General features: G+C 69.7%; 3 protein-coding genes and 8 pseudogenes. 1 reads left to right on the top strand and 10 read right to left on the bottom strand.

What is annotated here, in order from left to right:
* Positions 1-47 precede the first annotated feature (47 nt).
* The gene (locus tag BG482_RS38035) at positions 48-614 is read left to right on the top strand and encodes a LuxR C-terminal-related transcriptional regulator (RefSeq protein WP_069773780.1); all 567 of its coding nucleotides are present in this window, start codon (positions 48-50) and stop codon (positions 612-614) included.
* Positions 615-836: 222 nt separating this feature from the next.
* Here the strand turns inward: BG482_RS38035 and BG482_RS43575 are convergent.
* The 10 genes and pseudogenes from BG482_RS43575 to BG482_RS46355 all read right to left on the bottom strand — a co-directional run.
* Positions 837-1,781, bottom strand: a 945-nt coding sequence (locus BG482_RS43575) for a beta-ketoacyl reductase (protein ID WP_218108810.1), incomplete at its 5' end; no start/stop codon positions are given.
* A gap of 1 nt (position 1,782) precedes the next feature.
* A pseudogene (locus BG482_RS46330) lies at positions 1,783-3,155 on the bottom strand (beta-ketoacyl reductase); the annotation flags it as partial.
* Positions 3,156-5,728 (bottom strand): annotated as a pseudogene (locus BG482_RS46335) (type I polyketide synthase); the annotation flags it as partial.
* A gap of 53 nt (positions 5,729-5,781) precedes the next feature.
* A pseudogene (locus tag BG482_RS45665) lies at positions 5,782-7,926 on the bottom strand (type I polyketide synthase); the annotation flags it as partial.
* A 93-nt stretch (positions 7,927-8,019) separates the two neighbouring features.
* Positions 8,020-8,849: pseudogene (locus BG482_RS46340) on the bottom strand (acyltransferase domain-containing protein); the annotation flags it as partial.
* A 1-nt stretch (position 8,850) separates the two neighbouring features.
* Positions 8,851-10,882, bottom strand: a pseudogene (locus BG482_RS45670) (type I polyketide synthase); the annotation flags it as partial.
* Between the two features lie 67 nt (positions 10,883-10,949).
* Positions 10,950-11,942, bottom strand: a 993-nt coding sequence (locus tag BG482_RS44615; RefSeq protein WP_218108811.1) for a beta-ketoacyl reductase, incomplete at its 5' end; no start/stop codon positions are given.
* Between the two features lies 1 nt (position 11,943).
* Positions 11,944-12,824: pseudogene (locus BG482_RS46345) on the bottom strand (beta-ketoacyl reductase); the annotation flags it as partial.
* A 522-nt stretch (positions 12,825-13,346) separates the two neighbouring features.
* Positions 13,347-15,168, bottom strand: a pseudogene (locus tag BG482_RS46350) (type I polyketide synthase); the annotation flags it as partial.
* 1 nt (position 15,169) lies between these two features.
* Positions 15,170-16,260, bottom strand: a pseudogene (locus BG482_RS46355) (beta-ketoacyl synthase N-terminal-like domain-containing protein); the annotation flags it as partial.
* Between the last annotated feature and the right edge of the window lie 125 nt (positions 16,261-16,385).

Consider the following 16,385-nt stretch of genomic DNA (forward strand, 5'->3'; position numbering starts at 1 on the left):
GCACGGAGACCAGCCGCCGCCTCTACACGGCGCACATCGACACCGGCATGCACATCGTGGCAGCGGAGCCGGATTTCTCCCGCCAGTTCGGCAGTACCTCCGCCGCCATCTGCGGACGAAGTCTGTATGAACTGCTGCACCCCAGTTCCCCCTCCGTGCTCGACCGGCACTTCAACCGGCTCTCCCAAGGGCGCTGCAACCGCTTCGCCGAGCGCGTGGTCGGTCTGGGCGACGAGGGGCGGGCGTTCTCCGGCGAGCTGACAGGCATCGCCGTTCAGAACACCACGGGGCTCATGGCCGGCATCGTCGTACAGGTGAGACCGGACAAGGAGGCGCCTTCCTCAGGCGCTGAGGAAGGAGTGCTCAACCCCCGCGAACGGCTCCTCAGCAAGCTCGACGCACAGGTCCTCGAGGGTGTCGCCAGCGGCTCCTCGACCGTGCAACTCGCCGCTCGGCTCTACCTCAGCCGGCAGGGCGTCGAGTATCACGTCGGCCTCATGCTGCGGAAGCTCAAGGCGCCGAACAGGGCTGCTCTCGTGGCGCGCGCCCACTCCATGGGCATGCTGACCGTCGGCCAGTGGCCCCCACGGGTCCTGCCGGAATTCATCAAGTAGCGCCGCCCTCGACGAGGTTCCGTCCCCGACCGCTCGTCTCCTCCGCCTGCTGCACCGGCCGCCCCGCCTCGTGCGGGGGCCTGGTGGGCACGGCCTTCTCCTCAGCGGCCGTACCGTCCGACCGGTACGGCCGCCTACCCATGTCCGGCGTCAACACGTCGACGGAGCCGGGCTGTCGCCGGAGGACGAGGCGGACCGCCCTCCGGCGACCGATACCGGCGGCTACTGCTCCAGCTCGCGGCTGATGAGGTCGAACAGTTCCTCGTCGCTGGCCCCGTCCAGCCTGTCGCCGAGCGACGGGCCGTGCACGTCAGGGCCGCCGTCTCCGACGAGTTCGATCTCGCCCAACAGGGTCCGGAGCCGTGCGCCGAGCAACGAGCGGGCGTCCTGATCGGGATCCGCCTTCATGATGCGGGCGATATCGGCTTCCAGGTCCGCGAGCATGGTCGCCATCGTCCCGTTCTCCCCGGACAGTTCGGCGTCGAGGTGCCGTGCGAGTGCAGCCGGGGTGGGATGGTCGAACACCAGGGTCGTGGGCAGCGCCAGGCCGGTGTCCTTGATCAGGGCGTTCCGCAGTTCCACGGCGGTCAGCGAGTCGAACCCCATGTCACGGAAAGCCCGATCCGCGGACATCACCGTCGTGTCGTCGTGACCAAGGGCCTTGCCCGCAGCCCGCCGTACGTGATCGAGGAGGACATCGGCGCGTCCCTGGGGCGGCAGGGCGGCGACGCGCTCGGCCAAGGCCGTCAGCGTGGCGCCGGCAGGGAAGGGTTCGGACGGCGCCCCGAGCGCCGTCAGGATCTCGGCTGCCTGGGGGAGGGTGGTGAGCAGGGGGCTGGGACGGCGGCTGGTGAACGCCGGAACGAAACGGTCCCACTCCACATCAGCCACCACCACCGAACCCCCACCCCCCTCCAGCACCGACCCCAACCCCACCAGAGCACGCCCAGGATCCATCACCCGCAACCCACGACGACCCAACTCCACCGCACCCTCACCCGACACCATCCCCCCACCCGCCCACGGACCCCACCCCACCGACACACCCACCAGACCACGACCACGACGCGACTCCACCACCGCATCAGCCCACGCATTCGCCGCCGCATACGCCCCCTGCCCACCACTCCCCCACACACCCGCAATCGACGAGAACACCACGAACGCNACCGCACCCTCACCCGACACCATCCCCCCACCCGCCCACGGACCCCACCCCACCGACACACCCACCAGACCACGACCACGACGCGACTCCACCACCGCATCAGCCCACGCATTCGCCGCCGCATACGCCCCCTGCCCACCACTCCCCCACACACCCGCAATCGACGAGAACACCACGAACGCCGACAGATCCCAACCACGCGTCAACTCATCCAAATACACCGCACCCCACGCCTTCGCCCCCACCACCGGACGCACATGAGCGGGCGTCATCGCGTCGATCTCCTCCATGTCCAGGACACCGGCCACATGGGCGATGCCGTCGATCCGGTGGGCTTCGAGAAGGGCAGCGACCTGGGAGCGGTCGGCGACGTCGCACGCGACGACGTCGACGCGTTTCGCTCCGGCCGCCCGCAGCCGAAGGTCGGTGTCCGCCAGGCCGGGAGCGTCCGGACCGCTCCGGCTGGTCAGTACGAGTTCCTCCGTCCCGCGTGCGACGAACCACTCGGCGACGCGCACCCCGAGCACACCCGTCCCCCCGGTGACGAGCAGGCGCCGCGGAGCCGGACGGTCGTGGCTCTGCGAAGAGACCGGGTCCGTTCCGCACAGCGGTGCCGGACGCAGCCGACGGCCGAAGACCTGCCCCCCGCTCACCACTGCTTGGTCTTCGCTGCGATGCGCCAGCACCGAGGCGAGACCGGCGAGGTCCCCGTCGTCGGGCGTCGTCGTCAGATCGACGAGTCCGCCCCAACGGTCGGGGTGTTCCAGAGCGGCCACTCGGCCGAACCCCCATATCGCGGCCTGCGCCGGATCGTCGGGGGCGCTGCCGGGACCGAACCCCGCCCGGGTGACGACCCACAAGGGCGCTGCGACGCCTGCGTCACCGAGAGCCTGAACGAGGGTCATGGTGCGCACCACGCCAGCGTCCGGACCGGAGACGACACCGTCGTCGCCGAGACCCGGAAGGGAGAGGCAGGAGAGCACCCCGGCCGGCGTGGTCCCGTCGACGGCCGACTGCAGAAGATCCGTGAGCGATTTCCTGTCCCGCGCCTCGCAGGTGAGCCGCTCCAGACCGGGGATGAACCGATCGAGCCCCTCGAAGGGAAGGGCGTCAGGTCCCTGTAGCAGCAGCCAGCGCCCGTCCAAGGGCGTCGAGGCCGGCAGCGGCACCGGTTCCCATCCGACGCTGTACCGCCAGCCGTCCACCTCGGCGCGCGTCACCTGCTCTCGACGCAGTTCCGTCAGAGCGGGCAGCACGGCCTCCAGCGCGTCCTCGGACACCCCGAGGGTCGCCGCCAGCCCGTGATTACCCTCCTCCACCATCGACCAGAAGGACGCGTCGCCGTCGGAGACCGAGGGATTCGCCGACGCCACCGTGCCTGCGGTGACCGTGGGCCAGAAATTGGTGTGCCGGAAGGCATAGGTGGGCAGGTCGACGGGTCCGTCGCCCGTGCCGCCACCCAACACGGCCGGCCAGTCGATGTCCGCGCCGTCGACGTGGAACTTCGCCATCGCCCGCAGGGCCGCCACGTGCTCGGAACCGTCCTTGCCCAGCATCGACACGAACAGTGCGTCTCCGGTGTCTTCGGGGAGGCTGGTCTGCGCGAGTGCCGTGAGGGTGCCGTCGGGGCCGATCTCCAGGAACCGCGTCACACCCTCGCCGGCCAGCACACCGATCCCGTCGGCGAACCGCACCGCCTCACGCACATGCCGCACCCAATACTCCGCCGACCCCAACTCGCCCTCCACAGCGAGCCGCCCCGACACATTCGACACCAACGGAACCGACGCAGAGCCATAGGAGACGCCCTCCGCGACCTCACGGAAAGCCTCCAGCATCGGCTCCATCAACGGTGAATGGAACGCGTGCGACACCCGCAGACGAGACGTCCGCCGGCCTCGCGCCTTCAACTCCTCAACGACCTCGGTGACGGCCGCCTCGACGCCCGCGATCACCACCGCACGCGGACCGTTCACCGCAGCGACCGACACCTCCGCCCCACGACCCTCCAGCAGCGGCAGCACCTCGTCCTCGGCCGCCTCCACCGCGACCATCACCCCACCCGACGGCAACGCCTGCATCAACCGACCCCGCGCCACCACCAACGCACACGCATCCTCCAGCGAGAACACACCCGCCACATGCGCAGCCGCGATCTCACCGACCGAATGACCCATCAGGAAATCCGGACGCACCCCGAACGACTCCACCAGACGGAACAACGCCACCTCGACCGCGAACAACGCAGGCTGCGCCCACTCCGTACGCTCCAGCAGAGCCGCGTCCTCACCGAAGATCACGCCTGCATCAACCGACCCCGCGCCACCACCAACGCACACGCATCCTCCAGCGAGAACACACCCGCCACATGCGCAGCCGCGATCTCACCGACCGAATGACCCATCAGGAAATCCGGACGCACCCCGAACGACTCCACCAGACGGAACAACGCCACCTCGACCGCGAACAACGCAGGCTGCGCCCACTCCGTACGCTCCAGCAGAGCCGCGTCCTCACCGAAGATCACATCCCGCAACCCACCCCCCACCTCAACGCACACCGCATCGAACGCCTCCGCGAACACCGGGAACGCCTCATACAACCCACGCCCCATCCCCACCCGCTGCGCACCCTGACCCGAGAACAAGAACGCCGTCCGACCACCCCGGAGTCCTTCGCCTACGACGGTGCGCAGTCCGGGCGCGCCCAGCTGGAGGCCACGCAGTTCTTCGGACAGCTCCTGACGGGTGGCTGCGAGCACGACGGCTCGGTGCTCGAAGGAGGTACGGCTCGTGGCCAGCGCGCGGGTCAGGTCGGCGGACGACGAGTCGTCCCGCTCTTCGAGCATGGTGAGCAACCGGGCGGCCTGGGCGTGCAGAGCCTCTTCGCTGTGACCACTGACGAGCCAGGGCAGTACCGCTCCGTCGTCCGCCGCCCGGTCTTTCGGCGTTACCGGCTCGGCCGGGGCCTGTTCGAGAATCACGTGCGCGTTGGTACCGGACAGACCGAACGAGGACACCCCCGCACGCCGCACCCGCCCACCGACCTCGGGCCACGGCTGCGCCTCCGTCAGCAGCCGCACCTCTCCCGCCGACCAGTCCACATGCGAGGACGGCTCACCCACATGCAACGTCGCCGGCAGCACACCGTGACGCAACGCCTGCACCATCTTGATCACACCAGCCACACCCGCAGCCGCCTGCGTATGACCCACATTCGACTTCACCGACCCCAACCACAACGGCCGCCCCCCGTCGCGACCCTGACCGTACGTCGCCAACAACGCCTGCGCCTCGATCGGATCACCCAACCGCGTCCCGGTCCCGTGCGCCTCCACCACATCCACATCCACCGCAGACAGACCCGCCGACCCCAACGCAGCCCGGATCACCCGCTGCTGCGACGGACCGTTCGGAGCCGTCAACCCGTTCGACGCACCATCCTGATTCACCGCCGAACCCCGCACCACCGCCAACACCCGATGCCCCAACCGCACCGCATCCGACAACCGCTCCACCAACAACACACCCACACCCTCACCCCACCCCGTACCATCCGCACCCTCACCGAACGCCCTGCACCGACCATCCCCCGCCAAACCACCCTGACGACCGAACTCCACAAACGCGCCCGGCGTCGACATCACCGTCACACCACCCGCCAGCGCCAGATCACACTCCCCCGACCGCAACGCCTGCCCCGCCAAGTGCAGAGCCACCAACGACGACGAACACGCCGTGTCGACCGTCACCGCCGGACCCTCCAGACCCAGCACATACGACACCCGACCCGACGCCACACTCGCCGCGTTACCCGTCCCCACGTACCCGCCGAAGTCACCCTCCGACACACTCAACAACGCCGGATAGTCCTGACCGTTCGTCCCCACGAACACACCCGTACGACTCCCCCGCAACGACCGAGGATCCAACCCCGCCCGCTCCACCGCCTCCCACGACGCCTCCAACAACAACCGCTGCTGCGGATCCATCGCCAACNACCCGACGCCACACTCGCCGCGTTACCCGTCCCCACGTACCCGCCGAAGTCACCCTCCGACACACTCAACAACGCCGGATAGTCCTGACCGTTCGTCCCCACGAACACACCCGTACGACTCCCCCGCAACGACCGAGGATCCAACCCCGCCCGCTCCACCGCCTCCCACGACGCCTCCAACAACAACCGCTGCTGCGGATCCATCGCCAACGCCTCACGCGGCGACACCCCGAAGAACTCCGCATCGAAACCACCCACACCCGACAGAAAACCACCGCGACGCGGGTACTCGCCGGCCTTGCCGTCGCCGTTGGCGTACCGGTCGTACACGGGTTCCAGCGCAGCCCAACCGCGGTCGGTGGGGAAGTCCCCGATGCCCTCGCGGCCGTCCGCGAGCAGCTCCCAGAACTGCTCCGGGGTCTCGACGCCACCGGGGAAACGACAGGCCATGCCCACGATCGCCATCGGCTCGTCCACCGCGATCGAAGCGCTCCCGTACGGCGTGGCGGCCGCTACCGTCCCGTCCCCGTCCCCGAACAGCTCGGCGTGGACGAACGCGGCCAGCGCCTGCGGGGTCGGATGGTCGAAGACCGCCGTCGCCGGGAGAGCCACCCCCGACACGGAGGCCAGGACGTTGCGCAGCTCCACCGCGATCAACGAGTCCACGCCCAGATCGCGGAAGGCCCGCTCCGCACCGACCTGTTCGGCGCCCTCGTATCCGAGCATGGCGGCCGCCAGCTTCCGCACCTCCTCGAGTACGAGGCGCAGCCCAGTCTCACGCGACAGCCCGGCCGCCCGCGACCGCAGGCTGCCGTCGGCCTCGCCGGATCTCGCGGCGCCGCCCGGTCCGGAAGTGGCGACGGGAACTGCGAGGCGGGAGAGGAAGGCGCTGGGGCGGGTGGTGGTGAACGCGGGGACGAAGCGCTTCCAGTCTGCGTCCACGACGAGCTGCGTGGCGATGCCCGCGTCCAGTACCGCCCCGAGGGCGGACAGCGCGAGCTGAGGTGCGAGTGCGGTCACGGCGCCTTGACCGCGACGCCGGTCGCCGGACGCGACGGCCATCCCGTCTCCCGCCCACGGCCCCCAGGCGATGGATGTGGCCGGCAGGCCGTCGGCACGCCGACGCTCGGCGAGAGCGTCAAGGACCGCGTTGGCTGCTGCGTAGGCGCCCTGGCCCGGGCTTCCCAGTGTTCCTGCCAGTGAGGAGAAGAGGACGAACGCGGAGAGAACCCGGTCGCGGGTCAGCTGGTCGAGCAGGTGCGCGGCCGACGTCTTGGGACGCATGATCCGATCGACGCGTTCGGCGTCGGTCGACAGCAGCGTGGCGTCGTCCAGCACCCCGGCCGTGTGGAAGACGGCATCGAAGGAGTGCTCGGCGAGAAGAGCGGCGAGGTCCGCGCGCACGGAGACGTCCAGGCCGCGCAGGGTCACCCGCGCACCCGCCTGCTCCAGCTCGGCGCGCAACTCGGCGGCGCCGGGCGCGGTTTCGCCGCTACGGCTCACCAGGACGAGATCGCGGGCCCCGCGCGCCACGGCCCAGCGGGCCACGTGTGCCCCCAGGGCTCCGGTGCCCCCCGTGATCAGCACCGTTCCGTTCGGCTTCCAGGGGACGGCGGGCTGTGGCAACGGCGCGGACTGCTCGAGCCGACGGCCGAAGACACCGTGCGAGCGGACGGCGATCTGGTCCTCGCCGCCCTTCAAACGCGTCAGCGCGCGCGTGAGACGGCTGCACGCCCGGTCGTCGACGCGCTCGGGCAGGTCGATCGATCCGCCCCAGACATCCGGGTGCTCGAGCGCCGCGACGCGTCCCAGCCCCCATACGGCGTTGTGCGGGACACGAGTAACGCGTTCGGTCCCGCCGACTGCGACGGCGCCCTGGGTGAGGGCCCAGAGCCGTACGCCCGGACTGCGCGAGTCGGCCAGCGCGCGCAGCGCGTTCAGCGCCCCCACGGCCGGTCCTACGGACGTGGCGAAGGCGAGGAGCGAGAGGACGCCGTCGGGGCTTCGGGGGGCGTCGGACGTGCCGGTCCGGTCTGCGGGAAGGCTGAGGGCCTCGGCGCAGGCTCTGGGGTCGGCCGCGTCCACTTCGACGACGTGCGGGGTGAGCCCCTCCCTCCGGAGTCCGGAGACGAGGCTGTTCATCATCTCCCGAGAGTCGCCGTCGGCGTCGGACGGGACCAGGACCGTCCAGTTCCCGGTGCCGGACGCTAGCGCCCCCGGCCGGGTCTCGTCGTCGCGGGTCAGCGGCCGCCAGGACACCTCGTACCGCAGGGCGTCGATCGCGGCCTGCTCCTGCCGTCGGTGGTACCACTTCGCGAGGGCGGGGACGACCGGAGCGAGCGCGTCGGGCGCGAGGTCGAGGCCTGCCGCGAGGGTCGGCACGTCCTCGCTCGCCACGGAAGCCCAGAACTCCGCGTCGACCACAACGGAAGCTCGCGTCGGACCCGACGGGCCGCCGGGCGGCGGTTGGCTCGGGGTGAGCCAATAGCGCTGCCGCTGGAACGGGTACGTCGGCAGGTCGACGGGTTCGCCTCCCGTGCCGCCACCCAACACGGCCGGCCAGTCGATGTCCGCGCCGTCGACGTGGAACTTCGCCATCGCCCGCAGGGCCGCCACGTGCTCGGAACCGTCCTTGCGCAGCATCGACACGAACAGTGCGTCGCCGGTGTCTTCGGGGAGGCTGGTCTGCGCGAGTGCGGTGAGGGTGCCGTCCGGGCCGATCTCCAGGAACCGCGTCACACCCTCGCCGGCCAGCACACCGATCCCGTCGGCGAACCGCACCGCCTCACGCACATGCCGCACCCAATACTCCGCCGACCCCAACTCGCCCTCCCCAGCGAGCCGCCCCGACACATTCGACACCAACGCAACCGACGCAGAGCCATAGGAGATGCCCTCCGCGACCTCACGGAAAGCCTCCAGCATCGGCTCCATCAAGGGTGAGTGGAAGGCGTGCGAGACCCGCAGACGAGACGTCCGACGTCCCCGCGCCTTGAGCTGACCGGCGATCTCCGTGACGGCCGCCTCGACGCCCGCGATCACCACCGCACGCGGACCGTTCACCGCAGNCCTGCATCAACCGACCCCGCGCCACCACCAACGCACACGCATCCTCCAGCGAGAACACACCCGCCACATGCGCAGCCGCGATCTCACCGACCGAATGACCCATCAGGAAATCCGGACGCACCCCGAACGACTCCACCAGACGGAACAACGCCACCTCGACCGCGAACAACGCAGGCTGCGCCCACTCCGTACGCTCCAGCAGAGCCGCGTCCTCACCGAAGATCACATCCCGCAACCCACCCCCCACCTGCGCACACACCGCATCGAAAGCCTCCGCGAACACCGGGAACGCCTCATACAACCCACGACCCATCCCCACCCGCTGCGCACCCTGACCCGAGAACAAGAACGCCTGTCGTGCGTCACCGTGGTCCTGGCCGACGATGGCGTCCGCCGAAACAGTGCCGCGTGCCAGGGCGTTGAGAGCCTCGACGAGCCCGGTGCCGTCCTCGGTGACGACCACGGCCCGATGCTCGAAGTGCGTCCGCGTCGTCGCCAGGCTCAGGCCGGCACGGCCGGGTGCGATGTCGGATCGCCTGTCGGCGAACGTCGCGAGAGAGCGCGCTTGGGAACGCAGGGCCTCCTCGGTCCGGCCTGATAGCGGCCAGACAGCCGGTGCGGGTTGCGAGGTGGCAAGGGCGGAGTCGACCTCGGGGTCCACCGTCGGGGCCTGTTCGAGGATGACATGGGCGTTGGTGCCGCTGACCCCGAAGGCGGAGACGCCGGCCGCCCTGGGGCGACCGGTGCGGGGCCACGGCTGCGCCTCCGTCAGCAGCCGCACCTCTCCCGCCGACCAGTCCACATGCGACGACGGCTCATCCACATGCAACGTCGCCGGCAACACCCCATGCCGCAACGCCTGCACCATCTTGATCACACCAGCCACACCCGCAGCCGCCTGCGTATGACCCACATTCGACTTCACCGACCCCAACCACAACGGCCGCCCCCCGTCGCGACCCTGCCCGTACGTCGCCAACAACGCCTGCGCCTCGATCGGATCACCCAACCGCGTCCCCGTACCGTGCGCCTCCACCACATCCACATCCACCGCCGACAGACCCGCCGACCCCAACGCAGCCCGAATCACCCGCTGCTGCGACGGACCGTTCGGAGCCGTCAACCCGTTCGACGCACCATCCTGATTCACCGCCGAACCCCGCACCACCGCCAACACCCGATGCCCCAACCGCACCGCATCCGACAACCGCTCCACCAACAACACACCCACACCCTCACCCCACCCCGTACCATCCGCACCCTCACCGAACGCCCTGCACCGACCATCCCCCGCCAAACCACCCTGCCGACCGAACTCCACGAAGACATCGGGGGTGGACATCACGGTGACGCCGCCTGCCAGGGCCAGGTCGCACTCCCCCGACCGCAGTGACTGCGCCGCCAAGTGCAGAGCGACCAACGACGAGGAGCACGCCGTGTCGACCGTCACCGCCGGACCCTCCAGACCCAGCACATACGACACCCGACCCGAAACGACGCTCGCGGCGTTGCCGGTGAGCAAGTGGCCCTCGACGCCCTCCGGCAGGTCGTCTCCCGATACGGCCCCGTAGTTCTGGTTGCTGCATCCGACGAAGACGCCGGTACGACTGCCGCGCACGGAGGCGGGCTTGAGGCCTGCGCGCTCCAGCGCCTCCCAGGACGCCTCCAGAACGAGACGCTGCTGGGGGTCCATCGCAAGGGCCTCGCGGGGGGACACCCCGAAGAAGCCCGCATCGAATTCCGTGGCCGTGGCGACGAATCCGCCCTGCCCCTGGGCCGCCGAGGAGGCGCCGGCGGTCAGCTCCCAGCCACGGTCCGCGGGAAACGGAGTCACGGCGTCGACGCCCGCCGCGACCAGCTCCCACAGCTGTTCCGGGGTGGTGACGTCACCGGGATAGCGGCACGCCATGCCGACGATGGCGATGGGTTCGCCGGCTGCCCGGCTGAGTTCGTCGTTGCGCTGACGCAGTCGCTCGTTCTCGGTCAGGGAGGCGCGCAGCGCGGCGACGACGCGCTCTTCGGAGGTGGGCATGCTCAAACTCCACTGGTTCGTGGCCCGTTCGCGGGCGGACGGGAAGACGTGGCGGTGGGGTGGTGCTTCAGGAGGTGGAGTCGCCCAGGGCCAGTTGAACGAGTGCGTCGACGTCCATGTCGTCGATCGCGCCGGGCACGGACTCGTCGTCGTTCTGCGACTGCTCGAATGTGCCCGTGAGGCGGGCTGTGCCGTGCGCCGTGGGCCCGGACGGGACGGCCTCGTCGGTGGCCCGTCCGTTCGGACCGCTGTCCGCCAACGACAGCACGGCTGCCAGCAGGCCGCTCTCCTCCCAACGCGAGAAGGGGATCGTGGCGAGTGCGGCACGGAACGACGACTCGTCACCTCGTCCTGACCGCAGCGGCGCTCCCGACTCCGCATCCCTGTGGTCCGGTCGGCCGAACAACTCGTCATGCAGGTGATCGGCGAGGTGGCGGGGGCTCGGATGGTCGAAGACCAGCGTCGACGGCAGCCGCAGCCCGGTCTCGGTGTGGAGCTGATTGCGGAGTTCGACGGCGGTGAGGGAGTCGAATCCCACGTCTTTGAAGGGCCGGTCGAGGTCCAGGGCGGAGCCTTCGGATCGACCGAGCACCACCGCGGCCCGCTTGCGGACCAGTTCCCGCAACGCACGCAGACGTTCCTTCACAGGGCGGTGCGCCAATCGGGCTGTCAGCACGGCTCGTGCGTCTTCGGTCGTGTGCTCTTCGACGACGTCGGGGCCGGTGAGGAGCGGGAGGGTGGTGAGCAGGGGGCTGGGACGGCGGCTGGTGAACGCCGGAACGAAACGGTCCCACTCCACATCAGCCACCACCACCGACCCCAACCCCACCAGAGCACGCCCAGGATCCATCACCCGCAACCCACGACGACCCAACTCCACCGCACCCTCACCCGACACCATCCCCCCACCCGCCCACGGACCCCACCCCACCGACACACCCACCAGACCACGACCACGACGCGACTCCACCACCGCATCAGCCCACGCATTCGCCGCCGCATACGCCCCCTGCCCACCACTCCCCCACACACCCGCAATCGACGAGAACACCACGAACGCNACCGCACCCTCACCCGACACCATCCCCCCACCCGCCCACGGACCCCACCCCACCGACACACCCACCAGACCACGACCACGACGCGACTCCACCACCGCATCAGCCCACGCATTCGCCGCCGCATACGCCCCCTGCCCACCACTCCCCCACACACCCGCAATCGACGAGAACACCACGAACGCCGACAGATCCCAACCACGCGTCAACTCATCCAAATACACCGCACCCCACGCCTTCGCCCCCACCACCCGACGCACATGAGCGGAGTCGATGTCGTCGAAGGGCATGTGGTCCGGGACGCCGGCGACGTGGAAGACGGCGCTGACCCGGTGCCGGGAGAGCAGGTCGGCGACCGCTGCCCGGTCGGACACGTCGCACGCTTCGACGCTCACCCGCTGCGCGCCCGAGTCGCGGAGCTCGGCGACGAGCCGGTCGGCTCCGTCGGCTTCGGGACCCTGACGACCGGTGAGAAGCAGGTCGGTGGCTCCCCGCCGGACGAGCCAGCGCGCGACGTGCGCGCCGAGAGCACCGGTTCCGCCGGTGACCAGCATCCTTCCTTCCGGTTTCCACCCCGCTCCGGTGGGCCGCCGAGCGGACGCCGGCCGAAGCCTGCGGGCATGGATCCGGCCCATGCGCAGCGCGAGTTGATCCTCCGAGGAGGATGAGAGGACCGATGCGAGGAGCACGGCGGTGTCCGCGTCAGGCGCCTCCGGCAGGTCGACGAGTCCGCCCCAGCGGTCAGGGTGCTCCAGTGCCGCGACACGCCCCAGTCCCCAGACGGCGGCCTGCTCGGCCTGCGGTGGACCGTCGTCGAGGTCGCCCACGGAGACCGCTCCTCGGGTCACCAGCCAGGTGGGCCCTGCCACCTTCGCGTCCCCCATTGCCTGTGTGGCGATGAGTGCCTGCACGAGCGTGTCGCACAGGACGACGGCTCCGGCGATCCGCCGGTCCGGAAGGGCGGCGACGGCGCGGGCCAGCTCCGCACGGTCGGGCTCGTCGGCGAGCGGCAGGAGCAGGTGCTCGGGCAGAGCAGCGGTCACCGTCTCCAGGTGAGCCGAGTGCCGCGCCGAGTGGAGCACCAGCCACTGCCCGGAAGGGCCGTCACCGGGCGGGAGCGCGACCTCCTGCCAGTCGACGCGGTACTGCCAGCCGTCCACCTCGGCCCGAACCCTGCGATCCCGATGCCGGGCCGACAGTCCCGCGAGGACCTCCTGGACGACGTCCTCGCCGATGTTCAACGTGTGCGCCAGCTGGCGCGCTTCCTCCGGTTCGGTGGGTTGCGAGAGTTCCGCGTCGTGCACGACTTCACTGCGCTTGGTCTGCGGCCAGAACCGCTCGCGCTGGAAGGAGTACGTCGGCAGGTCGACGCCGGCCGTGGAGACCTCACCGATCACGGCGGTCCAGTCGACGAAGAGCCCCGCCGTGTATCCAGCGGCAACGCACGCGACAACGGTATCCACCTCGCTCCGGTCCTTTCGGAGCATCGACACGAACAGTGCGTCGCCGGTGTCTTCGGGGAGGCTGTTCTGCGCGAGTGCGGTGAGGGTGCCGTCCGGGCCGATCTCCAGGAACCGCGTCACACCCTCGCCGGCCAGCACACCGATCCCGTCGGCGAACCGCACCGCCTCACGCACATGCCGCACCCAATACTCCGCCGACCCCAACTCGCCCTCCACAGCGAGCCGCCCCGACACATTCGACACCAACGCAACCGACGCAGAGCCATAGGAGACGCCCTCCGCGACCTCACGGAAAGCCTCCAGCATCGGCTCCATCAACGGTGAGTGGAACGCGTGCGACACCCGCAGACGCGATGTCCGCCGGCCTCGCGCCTTGAGCTGACCGGCGATCTCCGTGACGGCCGCCTCGACGCCCGCGATCACCACCGCACGCGGACCGTTCACCGCAGCGACCGACACCTCCGCCCCACGACCCTCCAACAGCGGCAGCACCTCGTCCTCGGCCGCCTCCACCGCGACCATCACCCCACCCGACGGCAACGCCTGCATCAACCGACCCCGCGCCACCACCAACGCACACGCATCCTCCAAAGAGAACACACCCGCCACATGCGCAGCAGCGATCTCACCGACCGAATGACCCATCAGGAAATCCGGACGCACCCCGAACGACTCCACCAGACGGAACAACGCCACCTCGACCGCGAACAACGCAGGCTGCGCCCACTCCGTACGCTCCAGCAGAGCTGCGTCCTCACCGAAGATCACATCCCGCAACCCACCCCCCACCTGCGCGCACACCGCATCGAAAGCCTCCGCGAACACCGGGAACGCCTCATACAACCCACGACCCATCCCCACCCGCTGCGCACCCTGACCAGCGAACAAGAACGCCGTCCGACCAGGATCCGCCACTGTGCCCTGAACAAGGTTGGCCGCGGGGTCTCCGACGGCGAGGCAGTGGAGGCCGGTCAGCAGTTCCGCGTAATCGCGGCCGTAGATGACGGCGCGGTTCTCGAAAGGAGTGCGCGTGGCGATCAGAGCACCAGCCACAGCAACGGGGTTGAGGTCTGCCCTCGTCTGCGCGTAGGCATGCAGCCTGGTGGCTTGTGAGCGCAGGGCGACGGAGCTGCGCCCGGACAGCACCCAAGGAACCACCGGCACACCCGCACCCGCGCCCGCGCCCTCAACCTCGTCCACCGGCTCGGCCGGGGCCTGTTCGAGAATCACGTGCGCGTTGGTGCCCGACAGACCGAACGAGGACACCCCCGCACGCCGCACCCGCCCACCGACCTCGGGCCACGGCTGCGCCTCCGTCAACAACTCCACCGCACCCGACGACCAGTCCACATGCGACGACGGCTCACCCACATGCAACGTCGCCGGCAACACCCCATGACGCAACGCCTGCACCATCTTGATCACACCAGCCACACCCGCAGCCGCCTGCGTATGACCCACATTCGACTTCACCGACCCCAACCACAACGGCCGCCCCCCGTCGCGACCCTGCCCATACGTCGCCAACAACGCCTGCGCCTCGATCGGATCACCCAACCGCGTCCCCGTACCGTGCGCCTCCACCACATCCACATCCACCGCAGACAAACCCGCCGACCCCAACGCCGCCCGAATCACCCGCTGCTGCGACGGACCGTTCGGAGCCGTCAACCCGTTCGACGCACCATCCTGATTCACCGCCGAACCCCGCACCACCGCCAACACCCGATGCCCCAACCGCACCGCATCCGACAACCGCTCCACCNCGCCCGAATCACCCGCTGCTGCGACGGACCGTTCGGAGCCGTCAACCCGTTCGACGCACCATCCTGATTCACCGCCGAACCCCGCACCACCGCCAACACCCGATGCCCCAACCGCACCGCATCCGACAACCGCTCCACCAACAACACACCCACACCCTCACCCCACCCCGTACCATCCGCACCCTCACCGAACGCCCTGCACCGACCATCCCCCGCCAAACCACCCTGACGACCGAACTCCACGAACGCAGCGGGGGTGGACATCACGGTGACGCCTGCGACGAGGGCCTTCGAGCACTCGCCGGAGCGGAGCGACTGAGCGGCCAGATGCAGGGCGACGAGAGAGGAGGAGCACGCCGTGTCGACCGTGACCGCCGGACCCTCCAGACCCAGCACATACGACACCCGACCCGACGCCACACTCGCCGCGTTACCCGTCCCCACGTACCCGCCGAAGTCACCCTCCGACACACTCAACAACGCCGGATAGTCCTGACCGTTCGTCCCCACGAACACACCCGTACGACTCCCCCGCAACGACCGAGGATCCAACCCCGCCCGCTCCACCGCCTCCCACGACGCCTCCAACAACAACCGCTGCTGCGGATCCATCGCCAACGACCCGACGCCACACTCGCCGCGTTACCCGTCCCCACGTACCCGCCGAAGTCACCCTCCGACACACTCAACAACGCCGGATAGTCCTGACCGTTCGTCCCCACGAACACACCCGTACGACTCCCCCGCAACGACCGAGGATCCAACCCCGCCCGCTCCACCGCCTCCCACGACGCCTCCAACAACAACCGCTGCTGCGGATCCATCGCCAACGCCTCACGCGGCGACACCCCGAAGAACTCCGCATCGAACTGACCGACATCGGACAGAAAACCACCGCGACGGGGGTACGCCGGCGTGTCGCCACCGGCGCCGCCCAGGTCGTCGAATGCGGTGAGGTTGTCCCAGCCACGGTCCGTGGGGAAGCCGCCTATGGAGTCCTCCCCTTGCAGGAGCAGATCCCAGAACTGTTCGGGTGTCTCGACGCCTCCCGGGAATCGACAGCCCATGCCGATGATCGCGACCGGATCGTCGGCGAGCGCGGCGGGCTCGGAGAGGCCGACCGCGGAGGCGTTCGTGTGGGAGGGCGGCGCCAGTTCGGTCTGGAGGAGTTCGGTGACCGCTTCGGGCGTGGGGTGGTCGAAGACGAGAGTCGCCG

This window comes from Streptomyces sp. LUP30 (assembly GCF_001746365.1).
In the GTDB taxonomy this organism is placed as follows: Bacteria; Actinomycetota; Actinomycetes; order Streptomycetales; family Streptomycetaceae; genus Streptomyces.

Excerpts from the sequence above, each read along its gene's own strand:
- BG482_RS38035 (WP_069773780.1), top strand. The coding sequence starts at position 48 with ATGCACATCGTGGCAGCGGAGCCGGATTTCTCCCGCCAGTTCGGCAGT.